Raw genomic sequence first — 21,176 nt, 5'->3', positions numbered from 1 at the left:
GTGCTGATTTTGTTGCAAGTTTTCTGAGTGATCACTGCGGGGCAACCGCTGATCCCGTGACCGGCGGCCACGCCAACGCCGTCGCCGGCTGCTACGGCAGGTTGTGGCGAACAAAACTGGAACGGTGACGGCGGCGATGCTATATCTCGATCTCAATAATCGTGGATAACCGCGCGACGGCAAAGGCGTCGGGCCGGCGCCGGCGTATAGGGTCATCCACGACGCCTGCAATGTAAGTGGCGAAGGTTGAGAGTGGCGGCCGATGTCCGGCGCCCGGTTTTTGAGTGGAGATGATGCGATGGCGGGAAGCGTGAACAAGGTGATCCTGGTTGGAAACCTCGGCAAGGATCCGGAAATCCGGCGGACGCAGGATGGCCGTCCGATCGCAAATCTGTCGATCGCCACCTCGGAAACCTGGCGCGACAAGGGCACCGGCGAGCGCAAGGAAAAGACCGAGTGGCACCGCGTCGTGATCTTCAACGAAGGTCTCTGCAAGGTCGCCGAGCAGTATCTGAAGAAGGGCGCCAAGGTGTACATCGAGGGTCAGTTGCAGACCCGCAAATGGACCGACCAGAGCGGCGTCGAGAAGTACTCGACCGAGGTCGTGCTGCAGGGCTTCAACTCCAACCTGACGATGCTCGACGGGCGCAGCGGCGGAGGCGGCAGCTTCTCCGATGATGGCGGCAGCGATTTCGGCTCGGCCGGACCGGTCAGCTCGGCGCCGCGCCGTGCAGTCGCCGCAGGCGGCCGCAACAGCGATATGGACGACGACATCCCGTTCTGACGAGATCGCGCCTCCCACATTCTGTCAGGCGTCGCCCTCGTGAAGATCATTTCCCGGGGCGGCGGTACGACGTGCGAGGGAAGTCCTTTGTGTGGACTATGAGGATAATCTCGTATCAATCTGATATTACGTGATTATCGGAAGATGCCTTTGCGGGTTCCCCGTGCTTTGACACAGGCTTATGTGAATGATATTTACATCGGCCTGCGGCGAGCGATGCCTGGCCGCGCGCATCACCCGAGGGCCGCCATCATGAGCCTCGCGCCATTGCTCGACGCTGCGCCTGCGATCCCGTTCCATGCCTTCGCGGCGATGGCCGCCTTCGTGCTCGGCTCGATTCAGCTCGCCGCACCGAAGGGCACGCTGCCGCACCGGACGCTCGGCTGGATCTGGGTGATCCTGATGCTGATCGTCGCAGGGAGCTCGTTCTGGATCCACCAGATCCGGCTGCTGGGCCCATGGAGCCCGATCCACCTGCTGTCGATCTTCTCGCTGGCGATGCTGGTGCTCGGCGTGACGGCCGCGCGAAGCCACAATGTCCGCCGCCACAAGTTCACGATGATCGGCATTTTCTTCGGCGCGCTGGTCATTGCCGGGCTGTTCACCTTCATGCCCGGGCGGATCATGCATGCCGTGATCTTCGGCCAGTAACTGAGCGAAAAAGGGCATTGCGAAGCCGGTTCCGCCTGGTCTTCGCGAGCTCGCATTTTGCTACGCAGAGCAGGCCCGCCAGGAACCTGCAATGTCGCCGGTAAGTGCATGAAAAAACGAAGGGAAAAACGGCTTGCCGGAGCCGCGTAAGGGTGGTTATCAGGCCCTCGATACGCTATATGATTCCCCAACAGAACTGACCGGATTTCCCCTTTGTCCGAACCCGAAGACGACAAGCCCGGCGAGCCGCCGGTGCCCTCAGATATTCGTCCCGTTTCCATTCTCGACGAGATGAAGAAGTCCTACCTCGATTACGCGATGAGCGTGATCGTGTCGCGTGCGCTGCCCGATGCGCGCGACGGGCTGAAGCCGGTGCACCGGCGCATTCTCTACTCGATGCATGAGCAGGGACACACACCGGACAAGAAGTACGTGAAATCGGCGCGCGTCGTCGGCGACGTGATCGGTAAGTATCATCCGCACGGCGACCAGTCGATTTACGATGCGATGGTCCGGATGGCGCAGGACTTCTCGCTGCGCGTGCCGCTGATCGACGGGCAGGGCAATTTCGGCTCGGTCGACGGCGATCCGCCTGCGGCCTATCGATATACCGAGGCCCGGCTGACGAAGGCGGCGCTCGCCGTTCTCGCCGACATCGACATGGACACCGTCGATTTCCAGCCGAACTACGACAATTCCGAGCGGGAGCCGTCAGTTCTGCCGGCCCGGTTCCCGAACCTTCTGGTCAACGGCGCCGGCGGCATCGCAGTCGGCATGGCGACCAACATCCCGCCGCACAATCTCGGCGAGGTCGTCGACGCCTGTGTGGCGCTGATCGACAACCCGGCGCTTTCGATCGACGAGCTCATCAACATCATTCCCGGACCGGATTTCCCAACCGGTGGCGTCATCCTGGGACGCCAGGGCATCCGCTCGGCCTATCACCTCGGCCGCGGCTCGATCGTGATGCGCGGCAAGGTGGCGATCGACACCATCCGCAAGGATCGTGAAGCGATCATCATCACCGAAATTCCCTATCAGGTGAACAAGGCGACGATGGTCGAGCGGATCGCCGACCTGGTGAAAGAGAAGAAGATCGAGGGCATTGGCGATCTGCGCGACGAGTCCGACCGCGACGGCTATCGCGTCGTCATCGAGCTGAAGCGCGAAGCGGTGCCCGATGTGGTGCTCAACCAGCTCTATCGGTTCACGCCGCTGCAGTCGAATTTCCCCGCCAACATGCTGGCGCTGGATTCCGGTCGTCCGCAGACGATGAATCTGAAGGACCTGCTCACCATCTTCGTCGCGTTCCGCGAGCAGGTAGTGACCCGGCGGACCAAATTCCTGCTCGGCAAGGCGCGCGACCGCGCCCACATCCTGGTCGGCCTTGCGATCGCGGTCGCCAATATCGATGAAATGATCCGCGTCATCAGAACCTCGCCCGATCCGAACACCGCGCGCGAGGCCCTGATGTCGCGCGACTGGCCGGCGCGCGATGTCGAAGCGATGATCACGCTGATCGACGATCCCCGGCATCGCATCAACGACGACGGCACGCTCCGGTTGTCGATGGAGCAGGCGAGGGCGATCCTCGACCTGCGGCTGCAGCGACTGACCGCGCTGGGGCGGGACGAGATCTCCGAAGAGCTCGACAAGCTCGCAGCCGAGATCGCCGACTATCTCGACATCCTGCGGTCGCGCGCCCGCGTTCAGGCGATCATCAAGACCGAACTGGCCGAGGTGAAGCAGCAGTTCGCAACCCCGCGCAAGACCGTGATCGTCGAGCAGGAAGACGAGGTCGAGGACGAGGACCTGATCCAGCGCGAGGACATGGTCGTGACGGTGTCGCACGCGGGCTACGTCAAGCGCGTGCCGCTGTCGACCTACCGGGCGCAGCGCCGCGGCGGCAAGGGCCGCGCCGGCATGCAGACCCGCGACGAGGATTTCGTCTCGCGCCTGTTCGTGGCGTCCACCCACACGCCGGTGCTGTTCTTCTCCTCGCGTGGCCAGGTCTACAAGGAGAAGGTCTGGCGGCTGCCGATGGCAGCGCCGAATGCGCGCGGCAAGGCGCTGATCAACATCCTGCCGCTGGAGCAGGGCGAGCGTATCACCACGATCATGCCGCTGCCGGAGGATGAATCCTCCTGGGGCAATCTGGACGTGATGTTCGCGACCACCAGCGGCACCGTTCGCCGCAACAAGCTGTCCGACTTCGTCGACGTCCGCCGCTCCGGCATCATCGCCATGAAGCTCGGGGAGGGCGAGGCAATCGTCGACGTGCAGATCTGCACCGAGCGTGACGACGTGCTGCTGACCGCCGCCGGCGGGCAGTGCATCCGTTTCCCGGTCACCGATGTGCGCGTCTTCACCGGCCGCACCTCGATGGGCGTGCGCGGCATTGCGCTGGCCGAGGCCGACAAGCTGATCTCGCTCGCGATCCTGCGCCATGTCGAAACCACTTCCGACGAGCGCTCGGCGTATCTGAAGATGCGCCGTGCGGTGGCCGGCGAGACCGCGGCCGAGGAGCCGGTCGAGGCGGAAGGTGAGGAGACGGCGAACGACGCGATCCAGCTGTCGCAGGAGCGCTATGCCGAGCTGTCGGCGGCCGAGCAGGTGGTGCTCACGGTCTCCGTCAACGGCTTCGGCAAGCGGACCTCGTCCTACGAGTACCGTACCACCGGCCGCGGCGGCAAAGGCATCGTCGCGATGAGCGTCAACAACCGCAACGGCAATTTGGTGGCGTCGTTCCCGGTCGAGGACGCCGACCAGATCATGCTGGTCACCGACAAGGGCCAGCTGATCCGCTGCCCGGTGGCCGACATCCGCGTCGCCGGCCGCTCGACCCAGGGTGTGATCGTGTTCGACACCGCGGAGGACGAGCACGTCGTCTCGGTCGAGCATATTCCGGAGGAGGAAAACGGCGCGAACGGGAACGGCGAGTAAGGCCGTTCCCGAACGTGGTTCGTTGCATGCGGCTCCAGGTCAGGCCCCGCCGCGGGTTGATTCATCCCTGATTGCCTGGGCGGGCCGGGCTGCGCCTGTGCGTCGCTTCGCCGAGCTTCGGCACTCGCTTCTCCGTTCGACGAAAGCGACCCGCTCAGGGCGTCTGGGAGGCAGATAGCATTGTAAACAGTACGCTATCGCCGTCTCTTTGCGCTGTTTCGCGGGACGTCGCGTAGCCGTGCACGAGCTCCAGGCCGCCTTCGGAAATATGCCATTTCCAGCGCGTTGGCTCGTTCTGCGCAATCACGGTAACCTCAAGGAGGCGAACGCGGCTTTGTTTGGCCATCTTGCCGATATGCGTCCTGGGCGGCCCGTTTGCCAGTGCGGCCAATTTGGTCGCGCAGGGGTTATCTCTTCTTCTTCGGCGGCGGCGGTGGCGGATCGATCTCGGCGATTTTGCGCAGGCAATCGGCTTCGGTGTCATGCGGGCCCGTCACGAATGTTCCGCTGACTTTTGTGGAATACCAGCCCGAAATCACGCCGAGGCGGACGGACTCTTCAGTCTTGACGTGACGAGGCGAGAGATTTTGCATCAAGGTCTTTCGGTGAGCGCGTTCCGAAACTGTGTCGAACGCGCGGAGGAGGCTTTCAACCATCCGACTCGAACATTCGTCGGGTTCGACTCGCGCCGGCAAGCCGCGCCAGTTCGGCAAGCGCCTCCGTTCCTGCGCGCTATCGCAGCAAATAGCCATCATTTTCTCGCGCGATGCGGGTATTTGTCCGATGAGGCAGATCGTGCCTTGTATTCGACCTCTTCGTAGCCATGTCGGTGGTACAAAGAGGGATGCATTTCGAATGAAGCTTCGCGTCGGATTCGAAATGCACTACGAGTTCCCGCAGCCGACGCCCATCATCATGGTGCTGGGCACGCATTTTACGCGCGCCTCCGACATCATCGTCCCCGACCACCTGACCACCACCCCCTCGGTGCCGATCACGCCGTATCGCGACGGATTCGGCAATTGGTGCAGCCGTATCGTTGCGCCGGCCGGTCCGATGCGGCTGGCGGCCGATGGCGTCGTGCGCGACAGCGGCGCGCCTGATCCGGTGTTTGCTTCGGCCGGCCAACACGCGGTCGAGGACCTGCCGTCGGACACGCTGGTCTATCTGCTTGGCAGCCGCTATTGCGAGACCGACCGGCTTTCGGAAATCGCATGGAAGTTGTTCGAGGGCACGCCGCCGGGCTGGCCGCGGGTCCAGGCCATTTGCGATTTCGTCCATCGCCACATCACTTTCGGCTACGAGCACGCCCGCGCCACCAAGACGGCGTGGGAGGCCTTCAACGAATGCAGGGGCGTGTGCCGCGACTACGCGCATCTCGCTATTGCCTTCTGCCGCTGCATGAACATTCCAGCGCGCTATTGCACCGGCTATCTCAGCGACATCGGCACCCCGCTGCCTTGGGCTGCAGGTGATTTCGCCGGCTGGTTCGAGGCCTATATCGGGGGGCGTTGGCATATGTTCGATCCGCGCAACAACGTGCCGAGGATCGGCCGGGTTCTGATCGCACAGGGACGGGATGCCTCCGACGTTCCGATCACGCAGACATTTGGGCCAAACACACTGGTTTCGTTCAAGGTCTGGACCGATGAGGCCGCGTCATGACGGATGATCCCCAAACCCTCAGTGCGGACGAGTTCGCCTCCCTGGTCGAGGTCGGCAAGGGCGAAGCGCAACGGGAGATTCCCCAGTTGCACTGGGAGCGCCTTGTTGGTCTCGGCTACGCAGTCAGACGGCTCGGTGAACTCGGCCTGACTGCATCCGGCATTCGTCGTCTCGCGGCGGGCGAATAGACGTTCAGGCCCTTCGGCGTCCGATTTGGGTCAATGAGCCAAGCCCTGACCGGTCGAATTCTCGAGTTCTCTGGTGAGGCCGGCCAGCGCGTCCGCCCGGCCGATCTGGGCGAACCAGCACCACAGCTCCAGCGTGCAGGCGAGCCGGTAGAGCGCGATCGTGGCCTCCCAGTCGGGGCGGTCGCGGGTGCCGTGCCCCGCGAGCAATCCGTCGCGCTTCGGCGCATCCTTCGGCATGAAGTAGTAGAGCGCCTTGGCGATATCCATCAGCGGATCACCGGCGGTGGCATTCTCGAAATCGACGATGCCTGAGAGTTGCGGTGCGCCTTCCGGCGTTACCAGCACGTTTCCGGCATGGAGATCGTAGTGGCACAGGCGGGGCCGGTCGGCGGCGTCGAGCAGGTCGCTGCGTGCAGCAATGCTGTCCCGGAGCCGCTCCGCGAGCGCCGGGTCGCCGCCGCGCGTGCAAAACTCCGTCAGCTTTCGCTCGAACTGGGCGGACATGTAGGCGCGGTTGGTCGGGTGCGGCGTCCAGACCCCATGCGGGCCGATATAGCCGAAGCTGTCGAGGGTGATGTCGTTGATGCGGCGGAGCGCTTCGCCCATGGCGGCGTAGATCGCAAACAGCTCCTGATCGGTCAGGGCCGGCTCGCGGCCGCCGAGCACGACGCCGTCGAGCTTCGTCATCAGCACGAAGCTGAGGTCGATCACCGAACGCGTGTCATCGGCGACGAGAATACGGGGAACGGGGATGTCGACCTTGTGCAACAGCCCGAGGACGTGGACCTCCTTCGCCATCTTCCATTGCAGCTGCGCGGGATAGACCTTGAGGATGCAGCTTGGTGCGTCCGCCAGCGCGATCTCGAGGATCGTGCTGATCTCGCCGCCGCGCAGTTCGATCACGTCGCGCACCGCTGCGCCCGGCGCGACGCGGCTGATAATGGCCTGCGCCTGGTCGATCGCAATCGCCAGCCGCGGCTTCAGCTGAAGGGGCGGATCGTCGGACATTCCCGGAGATCACTCGTAGCCCGGATGCAGCGAAGCGAAATCCGGGGGCTTGCGATACGGCCGTCACTTGTCCTGGATTGCGCTTCGCTGCATCCGGGCTACGCAGACGGCGAGATCAGATCTCGATCTCGGTGCCGAACTCCACGACCTGACCGGTCGGTACGCCGAAGAAAGCCGCCGTCCGCTCTGCATTGCGCTGCAGGAAGGCGAACAGCGATTCCCGCCACACCCACATGCCTGGAACGTCCTCACGCGGGATGATGGTCTCGCGGCCGATATAGTAGGTCACGTCGGAGAGATCGATACCGGGCAGCTTGCTCTGCTGGCAGGCGAGCTTGAGCCCCTCATAGATCGTCGGATACTGCATGAAGCCGTAATGCAGGATGATCCGCGTGATGCCCGGGACGATCTCGACCACCTCGGCGCGCTCCTCGTCGGAAATCCTCGGCCGCTCCTCGATCAGCACCGTGACCAGCAGCACGCGCTGGTGCAGCACGTGATTGTGCTTGACGAATTGGGTCAGCGCCAGCGGCACCCCGTTGGGGGCTGACGCCAGGAACACGGCGGTGCCGGGCAGGCGGGCGCTGCATTTGTTGACGGCGGTCTCGATCAGATCCTCTTCCGGCTGCCGCAGCTTGCCGCGTGCCTTCTCGACCAGCTTCACGCCGCTGCGCCAGGTCAGCATCAGGAACGCCACCGCGGCCGCGAGCAGAAGCGGGAACCAGCCGCCTTCGAACAGCTTGGTCGAGTTTGCCGCAAAGAAGATCGCGTCGATGATGAAGAAAAAGCCGTTCACCGCGATCACGATGATCGGCGAATAGCCCCACTGGATCGCGACCAAAGCGGCGAGCAGGGTGGTGATCGCCATCAGCAGCGACACCGCGATGCCGTAGGCGCCGGCCAGCGCGTCCGAGGTGCCGAAGGCCAGCACCGCGCCGAGCGTCCCGGCCGCGAGCAGCCAGTTCACCAGCGGCACGTAGATCTGGCCGATCGCATCGCTCGTGGTGTGCTCGATATGCATGCGCGGCAGGAAGCCGAGCTGGATCGACTGCTGGGTCAGCGAGAACACGCCGGAGATGATGGCCTGCGAGGCGATCACGGTGGCGATGGTCGCAAGCAGGACGAGCGGGTAATGCGCCCAGTCGGGCGAGAGCTGGAAGAACGGGTTGTCGATCGCGGTCGGGTCGGTGATCAACAGCCCGGCCTGGCCGAAATAATTCAGCACCAGCGCGGGTAGGCAGATGGCGAACCAGGCGAGCCGGATCGGAAAGCGGCCGAAATGCCCCATGTCGGCGTACATCGCCTCACCGCCGGTGACCGCGAGGAAGGCGGCGCCCAGGATGGCAAAGCTGACGTGAAAATCCTGATGGATCAGGAAATCGAATGCGTAGAACGGGCTCAGCGCAACCAGCACGCCGGGCGCCTTGACGATGCCGTGAATGCCCAGCACTGCGAGCACTCCGAACCAGAACAGCATCACCGGGCCGAAGATCTTGCCGATGAAACCCGTGCCCTGCTTCTGCATCATGAACAGGCCGATCAGGATGACGACGGTGACCGGCACCACGGCCGGCGCCAGCGACGGCGCGTCGACCTTCAGGCCCTCGATCGCCGACAGCACCGAGATGGCCGGCGTGATCGCGCCGTCGCCGTAGAGCAGGGCGGCGCCGATCAGGCCTACGACCAGAAGATGGGCGCGCCAGGTGCCGGGCGCCGCGTTGCGCGCCGACAGCAGCGCCAGTAGGGCGACGATGCCGCCTTCGCCGCGGTTGTCCGCGCGCAGGATCAGCATCGCATATTTAAGCGAGATGATGAGGATCAGCGCCCACAGGATCAGCGAGACCACGCCGAGCACCGCGCTCTCGGTGAGCGGTCCGCCATGGGTGGCGGCCTTGGCGGCTTCCTTGAGGGCGTATAGGGGGCTGGTTCCGATGTCGCCATAGACGACGCCCAAGGCACCGAGGGTGACGGCAATCGGGATCGGACTGCTCGGAGGGTGGCCAGAAGAAACGATCGCGGGCGTACTCGTCACGGCAATCCCCTGGTGGCTTGTGCCCGCCGGATCATCCGGACGGGCGCCTTAGACGATAGTCTGCGACGGGACGCCGCAAATTACCATTGGGATTTGTGTGACGGTCGGAAGTGACGCCCTTACGGTCAGAAGTGACTACGGCGTACGATCGGCGGTGACGAGGCGGGCTTCGCGAACCACAGTCTTGGTGCCGGCGGAGCGCAGGCAGGAGGCCTCGAAATTCGGCCAGGCCTGTTGCGAACAGTCCTTGCCGACCAGATGGATATCGAGACGATCGGCCTTGGCGAGCGGCTGCGGGGTGGAGGCTTCGACCTGCGGAGCAAAGCCCGGAAGAACGGTGAGCGCGGCGGCAGTGAACGCGGCAACGGCGATGGCGGAAAATGCCTTGATCATGACGGTCCCCATGTGAACGAGCCCCCCGGGCCCGTCGTTTCGTTGTGCAATCTCTACCGGCCGGACGTTTCCTGGTGTCTTCGCCACCGCGGGAAATGGTGTCGTCGAGGGCCGGTTTTGTTTCGTCCGCCAGCGGCCGACGAAACATTCACCCCTGTAGACGCTGGCATCCCAGAACTCGTTCACTGGACGAGCGGCAAAATGTTTTGTGGGTATCGATGGAACCAAGGCCGCTTGCCGGGGCGAGCGGGGCGGGTTAGGAGGGGCTATGCCCCGTATCGCGATCTATCCTGGTTCCTTCGATCCCGTGACCAACGGCCATCTGGATGTGGTGAAACAGGCCGTCTTCCTCTGCGATCGTCTGATCGTCGCCATCGGCGTCCATCCCGGCAAGAAGCCGCTGTTTTCGACCGAGGAGCGGCTGGCCATGGTCCATGAGGTGTTCGACCCGATCGCCCAAAAAGCCGGATGCGCCTTTGAGGCCTCCACCTACGACAACCTCACGGTCGCGGCGGCGCGGACGGCCGGGGCCGCGCTGATGATTCGCGGCCTGCGCGACGGCACCGATCTCGACTATGAGATGCAGCTGGCCGGCATGAACGAGGCGATGGCACCCGAGGTGCATACCGTGTTCGTTCCGGCGTCGGTCGCGGTCCGCCCGATCACCGCCACACTGGTGCGTCAAATCGCCCAGATGGGCGGCGACTTCTCTTCATTCGTGCCGTCATCAGTCGCCGCTAGCCTGAAGGCCAAGTTCGTCGGCTGACCCCGGCTGCCTGCCACATCCCGAACGTCCAGAGATCCGGAGTTTCCATGATCCGCATTCTTGCATTCGTCGCCGCGCTGCTTTGCGTCGTGCCCGCGGTCGCGCAACCGCTGCCCGCCGGTCTCGACAAGGCCAATGCGATCGTGATCGACACCACCAAGGGCCGCATCGTCATCAAGCTGAGGGCCGATCTCGCGCCGAAACACGCCGAACGGATCAAGCAGTTGGCGCGCGAGGGCTATTACAACAACGTGCCGTTCCACCGCGTGATCGACGGCTTTATGGCGCAGACCGGCGACGGCAAGAATTTCAACGGAACCGGCGGTTCAAAATATCCGAATCTTCCTGCTGAATTCTCTGACGTTCCCTACAAGCGCGGTATCGTCGGCATGGCGCGTACCAGCGATCCCAACTCGGCGAATTCGCAGTTCTTCATTATGTTTGCCGACGGCTCGAGCCTGAATGGGAAGTACACCGTGATCGGCGAGGTGGTCTCCGGCATGGACGTGGTCGACAAGCTCAAGCGCGGTGAACCGGTCCCTGATCCCGACAAGATGGTGAAGGTGCAGGTCGCATCCGACATCAAGTGATCCGCGATGGCGGCGCGCAGCAAACCACTTGCCTGGTTCGCCGCGCCGCTCGCGGTGTGGCTCGCGCTGACCGGGTCGGTGGCGGCCGAGCCGGAGCAACTCAATACGATCAAGGATGTGGTGCTGGCCATCCACCGCTGCTGGCGGCCGCCGCCGGCGGACAAGGCCGGCCCGCTCGACATCACCGTGATCGTCAGCTTCAACCGCGAGGGCGCGATCCTCGGACATCCGAGGATCAGCTATGAATCGCAGGAAGCGACCGACAATGACCGGATCGCGTACCGGGTCGCGGTGATGGAGGCGTTGCAACGCTGCACGCCGTTGCCATTTACCGAGAGTCTGGGCGGCGCGGTGGCTGGCCGTCCGTTCGCGATCCCGTTCAGGAACAAGAAATATCCACCCCGAAGCCAGGAGAAGCGAGCATGGCTGCTACCGAAAATACTCTGATCCTCGAAACCACCCAGGGCCCGGTCACCATCGAGATGCGCCCGGATCTCGCGCCGGGCCACGTTGCGCGGATCAAGGAGCTGGTGCGCGAGGGCTTTTACGACGGCATCGTGTTCCACCGCGTGATCGACGGCTTCATGGCGCAGACCGGCTGCCCGCAGGGCACCGGCACGGGCGGCTCGGGCAAGAAGCTGAAGGCCGAGTTCAACAAGGAGCCGCATGTCCGCGGCACCACCTCGATGGCGCGCGCCGCCAGCCCGGATTCCGGCGACAGCCAGTTCTTCATCTGCTTCGACGACGCCTCCTTCCTCAACGGCCAGTACACGGTCTGGGGCAAGGTCACCGAGGGCATGGAGAACGTCGACAAGATCAAGCGCGGCGAGCCGGTGAAGGATCCGGACAAGATCGTCAAGGCGCGCATGGCCGCCGACGCGGCTTGAGATGCAGGTGGTCATGCCCGGGCTTGACCCGGGCATCCATCGATCCTTGGAAGTTTGTTCGTAGACGATGGATTGCCGGGCATAGGCGAGCGGAAGCGACGCCGTCCTTCGAACGACTATGCCCGGCAATGACAGCTTGACCATGCGCACCGATCTCTTCGACTTCGAGCTCCCGCCCGACAGCATCGCGCTCCGCCCCGCGAGCCCGCGTGATGCCGCGCGGATGCTGGTGGTGCATCCCGACGGCGTGCTGCGCGACGCCACCATCGCCGACCTGCCGCATTGGCTGGAGCCGGGCGATCAGATCGTCGTCAACGACACCAGGGTGATCGCGGCCCAGCTCAAGGGCCGCCGCATCGGGCGCGAGACCGAGCCGAAGATCGAGGCGACGCTGATCAAGCGGCTTGACGGCTCGCGCTGGCAGGCGCTGGTGAAGCCGGCGAAGAAGCTCAGCTCCGGTGACACCATCCGCTTCGGCAATGAGGGCAAGGTCTGCCTGCTCGGCCATCTCGACGCGACGGTCGAGGCCAAGGGGCAGGAGGGCGAGGTGACGCTGTCATTCTCGTTCCATGGCCCCGCGCTCGACCAGGCCATTGCAGATGTCGGCGTCACGCCGCTGCCGCCCTACATCGCCTCCAGGCGCACGCCCGACGACCGGGACGTCAGCGACTACCAGACCATGTTCGCGGCCAATGAAGGCGCGGTCGCAGCGCCGACGGCGGGGCTGCACTTCACGCCGGCGCTGCAGGCCGCGTTACGCAATCGCGGCGTCGAGCTGCATCGGCTGACATTGCATGTCGGGGCAGGGACGTTCCTGCCGGTCAAGGTGGACGAAACCTCCGAGCACAAGATGCATGCCGAATGGGGCTGCATCACCGCCGAGACCGCCGCCGCGCTGAACGCCGCGCGCGCAAAAGGCGGCCGGATCGTCGCGATCGGCACCACGTCGCTGCGGCTTCTGGAAAGCGCCGCCAATGCCGACGGCAGCATCCAGCCGTTTGCGGCGGAAACCTCGATCTTCATCACGCCGGGCTACCGCTTCCGCGCGGTCGATATCCTGCTGACAAATTTTCATTTGCCGCGCTCGACGCTGTTCATGCTGGTCTCGGCCTTCTCCGGCCTCGAGACGATGCAGCGCGCCTACGCGCAGGCGATCAGTGATGGCTACCGGTTCTATTCCTACGGCGATGCCTGCTTGTTGTTTCGCGACAAGCTGGGCCGGTGAATTGCCGGGATGAGCGAGGTCCGCCCATCCCAGCTTTGGCGTCCCGGAGAAGCCCTCCAGCGTCAGGTGAACTTGAACATACTGGCATCGAGTTGCGCGGGGCCGACGCCGATCAGCCATGCCGCGTTGCCGGCGGCATCCGTGATGATGGTCGTGTTGATCCCCGGCGAGTAGAACGAGGCGGCCTGGACGTCGGCGAATGAGTGCAGCGAGGTCCCGGCAAAATTCAGCACATCATTGACGCCACCCACATTGAAGTCTTCGATCACCATGACCTCGGGAGCGGCATCTGATATCACGAAAGTATCCGAGCCGCCGCCGCCCCAAGCATAGTCAACGCCGCCGCCACCTTTGATGACATCGGCGCCGGCGCCCATCAGGAACACGTCGACGCCGCTGCCGCCGGTGACCGTATCTCCGCCGTTGGAGCCGTAGACATAGTTCTGGCCTGAACCGCCGTAGATGACGTTGCCGTCGGTCTCGCCCGAGGAGATGAAGATATTCAGGCCCGATCCGCCATACATAGTATCGACGCCGGCGCCGCCGTAGAAGTAATTCGTGCCGGCTCCGCCATAGAGATAATCCGCACCATCGCCGCCGTACATGACGTTGACGTCGCTGGCACCAGAGCCTCCCGCGCCGACCAGAACGTCGTTGCCCGATCCGCCGAACAGATAGTTGAATCCGCCGCCGCCGTAGATGGAATCATTGCCATCTTCCCCGAGCAGGACGTCGAGTCCGCTTCCGCCGACCAGCAAATCATCGCCGCTGCCGGCGTAGATGTAATTGTTGCCGTTCCCGCTATAGCCGGTGTCATTGCCGTTTCCGAGGACGAGCACGTCGTTGCCGGATCCTCCACTGACCAGGTCGTTGCCGTCGCCACCGTAAAGAAGATTGTTTCCGCTGCCGCCGTCGATGCTGTCGTTGCCGCTGCCGCCGAGAATGACGTCGTTGCCGGCTGCGCCCAAGAGAAAGTCACTCAGAGTAGAACCACTGACGCTGTCATTACCTGCAAAGAAAGCAGCGATCAGCGCGTCGACAGGAATATGAAGCGACGCTCCAGTCGGTATTCCTCCCGAGGTGTTGATCGTGTACCAGGCGGTGAAGTCGACCGCGACTGACGTATTCGTCACGGTGAAAACGGGCACTCCGTTGTGAAGCACTGAAATCCCGGTAACTGTCCCTGACGCAGGGATATTGATGATTACATAATTTGTATAGGTGAACCCGCTTCCACTCACGGTCACGGTGTAGCCAGTATCTGCCGTGTAAGTGAATCCGGACGGGCTTTGGTTCGAAAAGGCATTTAGCAGGTCAACCGGATTGGTCTGGTTGAACACGGCAAACAGGGTCGCGAAGCTGACGGATTCGGTATTGGCCGCAAATGTCGCCATTTGAAAACCTCTGATGCAATGCCTTGTCTGCCAACGCGGCTTCGTAAAACATCTGGTCCAAGGTCAACGACGGTTCAGTTCGGTGATTGGTGACAGAGCTGATTTAACGTCGAGCAGGACGAGGCCGCAGGTAGGCAAATAATTTCCGCAATCAGTTTGCAGCAAATCCAAAGCCGCGGGTGTGAACCAATTAACACGCGGAGGCGTGAACCCAGCAACCCCGTCTGAGGGAGTCAATTGGTGCTGGTGTGACGGTCGGCCAAATGCTTCGGAGGTTCGTGCGTTGTGAGGGCGGGCGCGATGCAACGGACAGAATCGAACCCGGGCAAACCCGAATTGGGTAAGGAGAGGTGTCGTTTTGTGCGCGCTCCCAGGCCGCGGTTTGTAGCGGTGCCAGGCGGAAGTGGATCGGTTGTGCGCGGTTGAATTGAGCGGCAGCGGCCGTGGTCAGACCCAGCCGCCGTCGACGATGTAGTTCTGGTTGGTGCAGGCGCCGCTGTCGTCGGCGGCGAAGAACAGCACGACGCGGGCGATGTCGTCAGGCACCAGCTTGCGCTTGAGGCATTGACGCTCCATCAGCTCGGTCACGCCTTCAGGGGTCAACCACATCTCCTGCTGACGCTGCGTCATGATCCATCCGGGCAGGATCGAATTGACCCGCACATTGTGCGGTCCGAGATCGCGAGCGAGCGCGCGGGTCAGGCCCTGAATCGCCGATTTGGCAGTGGTGTAGCAGGGCATGTTGCCCTGGCCGATCACCCAGCTCACCGAGCCGATGTTGACGATCGCACCGCCGCCTGCCTGTTTCATGTCAGGCGCGATCGCCTGGGCGCTGAAGAACTGATGCTTCAGGTTGACGGCGATCCGCTCGTCCCAGAATTCCGGCGTGACGTCCTCGATCGCGTGACGGTCGTCGCGCGCCGCGTTGTTGACCAGGATGGTGATCGGCCCGAGCACCTCGCGGATAGCGGCGACCGCGCGGCGCAGGGCGCCGATGTCGCGCAGATCGGCGTGGGCGAAGTGCACGCGGGCCTGCGCCGGCAGGCTGGACAGCAGCTGGTTCGAGGCCGCCTCATCGATGTCGATGAAGCCGACCCGCGCGCCCTGGGCGACGAATTGGCGGACGATGGCCTCGCCGATGCCGGAACCGCCGCCGGTCACCAATACGGTCCGGTCCTTGAGGCTTGGATAGATCGCGCCCTGCATTGGCATTCTCTCGATTTTGCGCCTGAACGGCGTCTGTTGCGTTGCTACGGTTCAAAAAGCACCGCAGCTTCCGATATTCACTCGGCGGCTTCCATCCGATTCCGGTCGACGACCCGCAGCGTCCGCCGCACCATGCCGTCGACAATGGCCGCGGATTCGCTCGGGCGCACATAGATCGCGGTGGACTTGAGCAGCCACGGCAGCACCGCCTGCTCGAGCCGCTCCTCATAGGCGTGGCGCATCATCTCGAAGGCCTGCAGGCCGGGGCCCGCCAGAATGACGTGATGCGGGCGCAGCACCGAGATCGTTGCGGCGACCGCCTCGGCGAGCGAACGGCCCGCCGCCTGGTATAGATGCTCGAGGCGGGGATCGCCGCCCTGTGCACGCTCGCGCAGCAGCGCCATCTGCGGCTCGGACGGTTGCTGCGACGCCGCCGGCGGCAGGTCGAGAAAGGTGCGCGCGTCGCGGTAGAGCGCGTAGTCCGCGAGATAGGCCTCGATGCAGCCGCGCTGGCCGCAGCGGCATTGCGGACCGTCCGGCGCCAGCTTGACATGGCCGATCTCGCTGCCGGCGTCGGCGCCAAAGCGGGCTTCACCGTCGACGACGACGCCCATGCCGACGCCGTGACCGACCACGATGGTGGCCGAAAGACCCTGCGCCAGTGCCGGCTCCGCGGCGGTCAGCGCCAGCGCAACGGCGACCGCATCGTTCGCCATCACCGGCTCGATACCGAACGCCTCGCGGATCGGCTTTGCCAGATCGATGTCGGTGACCGACAGCGCCGGGCTCCACAGATGCCGGCCGGTATCGGCGTTCACGATGCCCTGCAACCCGATCCCGATTCCGAGCAGCCGATGGCGCGGCGTGACGGTTGCATCGAGCATGGCATCGATCTGCGACACGACGAGCTGGCGCAACGCGCTGACATCGAGCGCGCGCGTCGGGAGCTCGAGCCGGGATTGCGCCACGGGGGAGCCTGAGAAATCCGCGATCAGCGTCTCGATCATGTTCATCCGCAGCGAGACCGCGACGACGCGCCCGAACTCCGGGTTCAGGGTCAGCAGCACCGCCGGCCGGCCGCGGCGCCGGCCGCTCAGCCCGTCCGCATCGTCTTCGTCGCTGTCGTCCGGCCAGGACACCGTCTCGGCCTCGCGCAGTACCTCTTCGGCGATCAGTTTCGAGGTGATGGCCGAAATGGCCGGGAAGCTCAGCCCCGTACTGCGTGCGAGTTCGACGCGCGGCAATGGCCCCAGGCGTCGCAGAACCTCGACGAGACGGCCGCGATTCGATCCGCGGGCAACGGCTGAAACGCGCTTCGAGGGCTCGGTCTGCTCAATCATATCGCCTCTTTAATTTGTATAGTGAAATTAATCAATGCGTGAGGTGCCGGTGTAATCGAAAAAGCACAGTCAGATGGCCACTTATCGGGCAATATTTGCTATTATCGTACCTTTTGCACTATTCAAGCTAGAGAAGAAGGGTGAAAACATCCTTGACTGCGTGTTTTTCCTTTCTAGTTTATTCGTTACGTAAATAAAATAAGCGCAACAAGCGCGATGCGTGACGCCCCTCACACCGGGGGGATCAAGGGGAGGTACATATGAAAAGCCCAATGAAGAAATTGCTCCTGCCGCTGCTGGCGAGTGCCGCCGCGCTCGCGATGGCCGCAGGCGTGGCGCAGGCCGAGTCGAAAAAGACCATCGCACTGGTGACCAATGTGGCGGCCGACTTCTGGACCATTGCCGGCCGCGGGCTCGAGAAGGCGCAGAAGGAGCACCCGGACTACAACATCGAGCTGATCGTCACCAACGAAGGCACCGCGGCAGGCCAGCGGCGCGAGCTGGACGACCTCCTGGTGCGCGGCGTCGCCGGCATCTCGATCTCGGTCGATGATGCGCCGCACGCAACCGAACAACTCAACAAGGTTGCGGCCAAGACCGTGCTGATCACGACGGATAGCGACGCGCCGCAGAGCAATCGTGTCGCCTATATCGGCACCGACAACGTCGCGGCCGGGCGGCAGGCGGGCGAGGAGATCAAGAAGGCGCTGCCGAACGGCGGCAAGATCGCGCTGTTCGTCGGCACGATGGACGCCGACAACGCCCGCGAGCGCGTGCAGGGCATCAAGGAATCGATCGCCGGCACCAAGGTCGAGCTGGTCGACGTGTTCACCGACCAGGTGGATTTCGCCAAGGCCAAGGCGAACATGGAAAACGTGCTCGTCAAATATCCCGACATCGCGCTGCTGTCCGGCCTGTGGAGCTACGAGACGCCGCTGATCTACGACGCGGTCAAGGCCGCAGGCAAGGCCGGCAAGGTCAAGATCGTCGGCTTCGACGAGGACCAGCGCACCTTGCGGGGAGTTTCCGACGGCACGATCGAATCCACGGTCGTGCAGCAGCCCTACGAGTTCGGCTACCTCTCCGCGACCAACATCATCAAGACGCTGAACGGCGACAAATCCTGGATTCCGAAGGACAGCAAGCTGATCGTGCCGACCAAGGTGATCAGCAAGTCCAACGTCGCGGAATTCACCGCATCCCTGAAAGAACTGCTGAAGAAGTGACTTCAGTGTGTCTCACCGCCCGGCCGCCACTGGCTGCCGGGCGTCGTGCGGAAGGAAACGACGAATGGCGGAGACGCTGCTTGAACTCGCCGGCATCAGCAAGACCTATCCCGGTGTCAGGGCCCTCGACGATGTCAGCCTGCGCGTCTACCGCGGCGAGGTGCTGGGCCTGATCGGCGAGAACGGCGCCGGCAAATCGACGCTGATGCGCGTGCTGGGCGGCGTGATCGCGCCGAGCGAGGGCGTGATCCGGATCGGCGGCAACGACCATGCCCGGATGACGGTGAGCGAGGCGACGCGATGCGGCATCGCCTTCGTGCATCAGGAACTGAACCTGTTCGAGAATCTCGACGTCGCGGCCAACGTCTTCATCGGGCGCGAGAAGCTGACCGGCGGACCGCTCAAGCTGGTGGACAATTCGGAGATGCACGCCCGCGTGGCGCCGCTGCTCAAGCGGCTGGGCGCCGATTTCGCGCCGGACACGCTGGTCGACAGCCTGTCGATCGCAGAGCGGCAGATGGTGGAGATCGCCAAGGCGCTCTCGATGGACGCACGCGTGATCATCATGGACGAGCCGACCTCGAGCCTGACGATCTCGGAGACCGAACGGCTGCTGGGGGTGATTGCCGATCTGAAGGCGCACGGCATCTCGGTGATCTATATCTCGCACCGGCTGGGCGAGATCATGACCTGCGCCGACCGCGTCGCGGTGCTGCGCGACGGGCGCACGGTGGGTGAGCTGGCGCGTCATGAGCTCAGCCATGCCGCGATGATCCGGCTGATGATCGGCCGCGACCTGAACACGCTCTACACCCCGCCCAAGCAGCCGCCACAGCCGGGCGGCTGCGATATCAGCGGCGTTGTGACCAGCGCCTATCCCGACCAGGAGATCAATCTGTCGGTGCGGCGCGGCGAGATCCTCGGCCTGGCAGGGCTCGTGGGCGCCGGCCGCACCTCGCTCGCCCGAGCGGCGTTCGGCATCGACCCGCTGCTCGGCGGCGAGATCAGCATCGACAACACGCCGGTCGGTGTCAGGTCGCCGAAGGATGCGATCAGGCAGGGGATCTATCTGGTGCCGGAGGACCGCAAGAAATCCGGGCTGGTGCTGGAATTGCCGATCCGGGAGAACGTGACGCTCGCGAACCTGCGCAAATATGCGCGGATGTGGCTGGTCAGCAGCGCGGCCGAGCGCGAGGTCGCGCAACAGCAGGCGAGGAGCCTGTCGATCAAGGCGCCGAGCGTCGATATCGAGGCGGTGACGCTCTCCGGCGGCAACCAGCAGAAAGTCGTGCTGGGCAAGTGGCTGTCCATGCAGCCGCGCGTGATGTTCTTCGACGAGCCGACTCGGGGCATCGACGTCGGTGCCAAGAGCGAGATCTACGCGCTGATGCGCGACCTTGCCGACCAAGGCGTCGCGATCGTGATGATCTCCTCGGACATGGAGGAGGTGATCGGCGTCTCCGACCGGGTGGCGGTGATGCATGAAGGCGCCGTCAGCGGCGTGCTCGAGCGCGAGCAGTTCAGCGAATACAACGTGCTGCGGCTGGCGATCGGTCAAGCACTCGAAACCACGGAAGCCGCTGCGCCATGATGAAGAAAGAACTCGGACTGCTCATATTGCTGGCGGTGATCTCCGCGATCACGGGCGCGATCAATCCGGCCTTCCTCTCATGGGTGAACCTCTTGAACATGGCCAATCTGATCGGCCTGTTCGGCGTGTTCGCGCTGGGCGAGGGGCTCGTGATCATCACCGGCGGCATCGATCTTTCGCTCGGCTCGATGTTCGCGCTGCTTGGCGTCGTGTTCGTCGACCTGCTGACGACCTATCAGCTCGACTGGCCGCTGGCGCTGCTTCTGGTGCTACTGGGCGGGCTCGGGCTCGGCGGCATCCAGGGGTTCCTGATCACGCGGCTGAAGATGCAGCCCTTCATCGTGACGCTGTGCGGGCTGTTGATCTATCGCGGCGTCGCGCGCTACTACACCAGCGATTCGACGCGCGGCTTCGGCTACGGCGATGAAGCCAAGACACTAAGCGACATCGCCTCCGGCAACGTCGCTGGCATCCCGAACACCTTCATCCTCCTGATCATCCTCGCGCTGATCCTCGGCGTGCTGCTGCACCGCTCGGTCTACGGGCGCTGGCTGTACGCCGTGGGCAAGAACGAGGAAGCGGCGCGCTTCTCCGGCATCAGCACCAATATCGTGATTGCGACGGCATACATCATCAGCGGCGGGCTCGCCGGGATCTCCACTGTGCTGTTCGTGTTCTACACCAACTCGGTCTCGCCGAGCTCGTTCGGCAATTTCTACGAGCTCTATGCGATCGCGGCTGCCGTCCTCGGCGGGTGCAGCCTGCGCGGCGGCGAGGGATCGATCCTCGGCATCGTGCTGGGGACGGCGCTGCTGCAGGTGCTGCAGAACCTGGTGAACATCCTTGGCATCCCCAATTCGCTGAACTTCGCGGTGATGGGGACGGTCATTCTGCTCGGCGTGCTGGCGGATCAGCAATTGCAGGCGCGACGCCGGCGCAAGGTGGCGCTGGCCGGCCTCACCCGCAGCGCGCCGCGATCGAAGGAAAGCACAATTCTGCAAAGCGCGTCATCGCACGGCGCGGCTGTGTTGCCGACGAGTACGGGCGACCAGGCATGACAACTCGATAAGAAAAAACGCGACCGGACTCAGGAATATGGTCGCGGTTCCCTGAGTAGAGGAACAAGGGGAGGAGTTCGATGCGCAAGATTGATGAATCGCACGACGCTCGCGCGCAGCTACGCCGGCTCGCGGACAGACCCTAACGCAGTGTTGAGGGGTTTTAGTGCGCGCGTAATTGCTATCTAAAATTGAAAAATAGTAACGCTACAACAAGCGCGTTCCGGGC

20 protein-coding genes are annotated in these 21,176 nt (G+C 63.7%); 13 read left to right on the top strand and 7 right to left on the bottom strand.

Annotation, left to right across the window (positions count from 1 at the left end; translation table 11 throughout):
- The first annotated feature begins 298 nt into the window (after nucleotides 1-298).
- From K359_RS0130200 to gyrA, 3 genes are all read left to right on the top strand, one after another.
- Nucleotides 299-784, top strand: coding sequence for a single-stranded DNA-binding protein (locus K359_RS0130200; RefSeq protein ID WP_029082655.1), 486 nt, complete (start codon nucleotides 299-301; stop codon nucleotides 782-784).
- A gap of 252 nt (nucleotides 785-1,036) precedes the next feature.
- Entirely contained in the window at nucleotides 1,037-1,435 is a 399-nt protein-coding gene (locus K359_RS0130195; protein WP_029082654.1) for a DUF2306 domain-containing protein, read from the top strand.
- Nucleotides 1,436-1,648: 213 nt separating this feature from the next.
- Nucleotides 1,649-4,378, top strand: coding sequence for a DNA gyrase subunit A (gyrA, locus tag K359_RS0130190; protein ID WP_029082653.1), 2,730 nt, complete (start codon nucleotides 1,649-1,651; stop codon nucleotides 4,376-4,378).
- Nucleotides 4,379-4,785: 407 nt separating this feature from the next.
- Here the strand turns inward: gyrA and K359_RS0130185 are convergent, their stop codons facing one another.
- Nucleotides 4,786-4,971, bottom strand: coding sequence for a hypothetical protein (locus tag K359_RS0130185; RefSeq protein ID WP_029082652.1), 186 nt, complete (start codon nucleotides 4,969-4,971; stop codon nucleotides 4,786-4,788).
- Nucleotides 4,972-5,233: 262 nt separating this feature from the next.
- Between K359_RS0130185 and K359_RS0130180 the strand changes: the two genes are divergently transcribed.
- Nucleotides 5,234-6,043 (top strand): transglutaminase family protein, encoded by an 810-nt coding sequence (locus K359_RS0130180; protein WP_029082651.1) that lies wholly within the window; start codon nucleotides 5,234-5,236, stop codon nucleotides 6,041-6,043.
- The gene (locus K359_RS0130175; RefSeq protein ID WP_029082650.1) at nucleotides 6,040-6,231 is read left to right on the top strand and encodes a hypothetical protein; all 192 of its coding nucleotides are present in this window, start codon (nucleotides 6,040-6,042) and stop codon (nucleotides 6,229-6,231) included. The genes K359_RS0130180 and K359_RS0130175 overlap by 4 nt, the downstream gene beginning before the upstream one ends.
- Before the next feature lie 30 nt (nucleotides 6,232-6,261).
- On the opposite strand, the gene K359_RS0130170 is transcribed toward K359_RS0130175, so the two are convergent.
- The 3 genes from K359_RS0130170 to K359_RS0130160 form a co-directional block, all read right to left on the bottom strand.
- On the bottom strand, nucleotides 6,262-7,239 hold the full coding sequence (locus tag K359_RS0130170; protein WP_029082649.1) for a phosphotransferase family protein: 978 nt from the start codon (nucleotides 7,237-7,239) through the stop codon (nucleotides 6,262-6,264).
- Nucleotides 7,240-7,354: 115 nt separating this feature from the next.
- Nucleotides 7,355-9,253, bottom strand: coding sequence for a KUP/HAK/KT family potassium transporter (locus K359_RS0130165; RefSeq protein WP_051346498.1), 1,899 nt, complete (start codon nucleotides 9,251-9,253; stop codon nucleotides 7,355-7,357).
- 153 nt (nucleotides 9,254-9,406) lie between these two features.
- Nucleotides 9,407-9,664, bottom strand: coding sequence for a hypothetical protein (locus K359_RS0130160; RefSeq protein WP_029082647.1), 258 nt, complete (start codon nucleotides 9,662-9,664; stop codon nucleotides 9,407-9,409).
- 268 nt (nucleotides 9,665-9,932) lie between these two features.
- Here K359_RS0130160 and coaD point away from each other — a divergent pair, with 268 nt between their 5' ends.
- From coaD to queA, 5 genes are all read left to right on the top strand, one after another.
- Nucleotides 9,933-10,430 carry a pantetheine-phosphate adenylyltransferase gene (coaD, locus tag K359_RS0130155; RefSeq protein ID WP_029082646.1) on the top strand — a complete coding sequence of 166 codons (498 nt, stop codon included), beginning with the start codon at nucleotides 9,933-9,935 and terminating at the stop codon, nucleotides 10,428-10,430.
- 47 nt (nucleotides 10,431-10,477) lie between these two features.
- Entirely contained in the window at nucleotides 10,478-11,020 is a 543-nt protein-coding gene (locus K359_RS0130150) for a peptidylprolyl isomerase (protein ID WP_029082645.1), read from the top strand.
- A gap of 6 nt (nucleotides 11,021-11,026) precedes the next feature.
- Nucleotides 11,027-11,467, top strand: a complete 441-nt coding sequence (locus K359_RS0130145) for a hypothetical protein (RefSeq protein ID WP_029082644.1) — start codon at nucleotides 11,027-11,029, stop codon at nucleotides 11,465-11,467.
- Nucleotides 11,443-11,907: a peptidylprolyl isomerase gene (locus K359_RS0130140; RefSeq protein ID WP_029082643.1), complete on the top strand. Its 465-nt coding sequence runs from the start codon at nucleotides 11,443-11,445 to the stop codon at nucleotides 11,905-11,907. Before K359_RS0130145 ends, K359_RS0130140 begins: the two co-directional genes overlap by 25 nt.
- Nucleotides 11,908-12,049: 142 nt before the next feature.
- Nucleotides 12,050-13,132, top strand: coding sequence for a tRNA preQ1(34) S-adenosylmethionine ribosyltransferase-isomerase QueA (gene queA, locus K359_RS0130135; RefSeq protein ID WP_029082642.1), 1,083 nt, complete (start codon nucleotides 12,050-12,052; stop codon nucleotides 13,130-13,132).
- A gap of 62 nt (nucleotides 13,133-13,194) precedes the next feature.
- Here queA and K359_RS53410 read toward each other — a convergent pair whose 3' ends face one another.
- From K359_RS53410 to K359_RS0130120, 3 genes are all read right to left on the bottom strand, one after another.
- Nucleotides 13,195-14,472, bottom strand: coding sequence for a calcium-binding protein (locus K359_RS53410; protein ID WP_198031200.1), 1,278 nt, complete (start codon nucleotides 14,470-14,472; stop codon nucleotides 13,195-13,197).
- A gap of 501 nt (nucleotides 14,473-14,973) precedes the next feature.
- On the bottom strand, nucleotides 14,974-15,732 hold the full coding sequence (locus K359_RS0130125) for an SDR family NAD(P)-dependent oxidoreductase (protein WP_029082641.1): 759 nt from the start codon (nucleotides 15,730-15,732) through the stop codon (nucleotides 14,974-14,976).
- A 77-nt stretch (nucleotides 15,733-15,809) separates the two neighbouring features.
- The gene (locus K359_RS0130120) at nucleotides 15,810-17,072 is read right to left on the bottom strand and encodes an ROK family protein (protein ID WP_029082640.1); all 1,263 of its coding nucleotides are present in this window, start codon (nucleotides 17,070-17,072) and stop codon (nucleotides 15,810-15,812) included.
- Nucleotides 17,073-17,344: 272 nt separating this feature from the next.
- Here K359_RS0130120 and K359_RS0130115 point away from each other — a divergent pair, with 272 nt between their 5' ends.
- The 3 genes from K359_RS0130115 (at nucleotide 17,345) to K359_RS0130105 (ending at nucleotide 20,947) form a co-directional block, all read left to right on the top strand.
- Nucleotides 17,345-18,298 carry a sugar-binding protein gene (locus K359_RS0130115; protein ID WP_029082639.1) on the top strand — a complete coding sequence of 318 codons (954 nt, stop codon included), beginning with the start codon at nucleotides 17,345-17,347 and terminating at the stop codon, nucleotides 18,296-18,298.
- Between the two features lie 64 nt (nucleotides 18,299-18,362).
- On the top strand, nucleotides 18,363-19,889 hold the full coding sequence (locus K359_RS0130110) for a sugar ABC transporter ATP-binding protein (RefSeq protein WP_029082638.1): 1,527 nt from the start codon (nucleotides 18,363-18,365) through the stop codon (nucleotides 19,887-19,889).
- Nucleotides 19,886-20,947, top strand: a complete 1,062-nt coding sequence (locus tag K359_RS0130105; protein WP_029082637.1) for an ABC transporter permease — start codon at nucleotides 19,886-19,888, stop codon at nucleotides 20,945-20,947. The genes K359_RS0130110 and K359_RS0130105 overlap by 4 nt, the downstream gene beginning before the upstream one ends.
- Nucleotides 20,948-21,176: the final 229 nt, after the last annotated feature.

The sequence above is a fragment of the Bradyrhizobium sp. th-b2 genome (assembly GCF_000426785.1).
Taxonomy (GTDB): Bacteria; Pseudomonadota; Alphaproteobacteria; order Rhizobiales; family Xanthobacteraceae; genus Bradyrhizobium; species Bradyrhizobium septentrionale.
Note: the sequence above shows the minus strand (reverse complement) of the source record. Positions and strands in the feature narration are given on the sequence as shown.

Bases quoted from the DNA above. Each gene is read 5' to 3' on its own strand.
- K359_RS0130125 (WP_029082641.1), bottom strand. From the start codon at position 15,732: ATGCAGGGCGCGATCTATCCAAGCCTCAAGGACCGGACCGTATTGGTG.
- K359_RS0130200 (WP_029082655.1), top strand. From the start codon at position 299: ATGGCGGGAAGCGTGAACAAGGTGATCCTGGTTGGAAACCTCGGCAAG.
- coaD (WP_029082646.1), top strand. From the start codon at position 9,933: ATGCCCCGTATCGCGATCTATCCTGGTTCCTTCGATCCCGTGACCAAC.
- K359_RS0130140 (WP_029082643.1), top strand. From the start codon at position 11,443: ATGGCTGCTACCGAAAATACTCTGATCCTCGAAACCACCCAGGGCCCG.
- K359_RS0130105 (WP_029082637.1), top strand. From the start codon at position 19,886: ATGATGAAGAAAGAACTCGGACTGCTCATATTGCTGGCGGTGATCTCC.
- queA (WP_029082642.1), top strand. From the start codon at position 12,050: ATGCGCACCGATCTCTTCGACTTCGAGCTCCCGCCCGACAGCATCGCG.
- K359_RS0130185 (WP_029082652.1), bottom strand. From the start codon at position 4,971: ATGCAAAATCTCTCGCCTCGTCACGTCAAGACTGAAGAGTCCGTCCGC.
- K359_RS0130170 (WP_029082649.1), bottom strand. From the start codon at position 7,239: ATGTCCGACGATCCGCCCCTTCAGCTGAAGCCGCGGCTGGCGATTGCG.
- K359_RS0130150 (WP_029082645.1), top strand. From the start codon at position 10,478: ATGATCCGCATTCTTGCATTCGTCGCCGCGCTGCTTTGCGTCGTGCCC.
- K359_RS0130110 (WP_029082638.1), top strand. From the start codon at position 18,363: ATGGCGGAGACGCTGCTTGAACTCGCCGGCATCAGCAAGACCTATCCC.
- K359_RS0130120 (WP_029082640.1), bottom strand. From the start codon at position 17,072: ATGATTGAGCAGACCGAGCCCTCGAAGCGCGTTTCAGCCGTTGCCCGC.
- K359_RS0130160 (WP_029082647.1), bottom strand. From the start codon at position 9,664: ATGATCAAGGCATTTTCCGCCATCGCCGTTGCCGCGTTCACTGCCGCC.
- K359_RS0130180 (WP_029082651.1), top strand. From the start codon at position 5,234: ATGAAGCTTCGCGTCGGATTCGAAATGCACTACGAGTTCCCGCAGCCG.
- K359_RS0130175 (WP_029082650.1), top strand. From the start codon at position 6,040: ATGACGGATGATCCCCAAACCCTCAGTGCGGACGAGTTCGCCTCCCTG.
- K359_RS0130195 (WP_029082654.1), top strand. From the start codon at position 1,037: ATGAGCCTCGCGCCATTGCTCGACGCTGCGCCTGCGATCCCGTTCCAT.
- K359_RS0130115 (WP_029082639.1), top strand. From the start codon at position 17,345: ATGAAGAAATTGCTCCTGCCGCTGCTGGCGAGTGCCGCCGCGCTCGCG.
- K359_RS0130145 (WP_029082644.1), top strand. From the start codon at position 11,027: ATGGCGGCGCGCAGCAAACCACTTGCCTGGTTCGCCGCGCCGCTCGCG.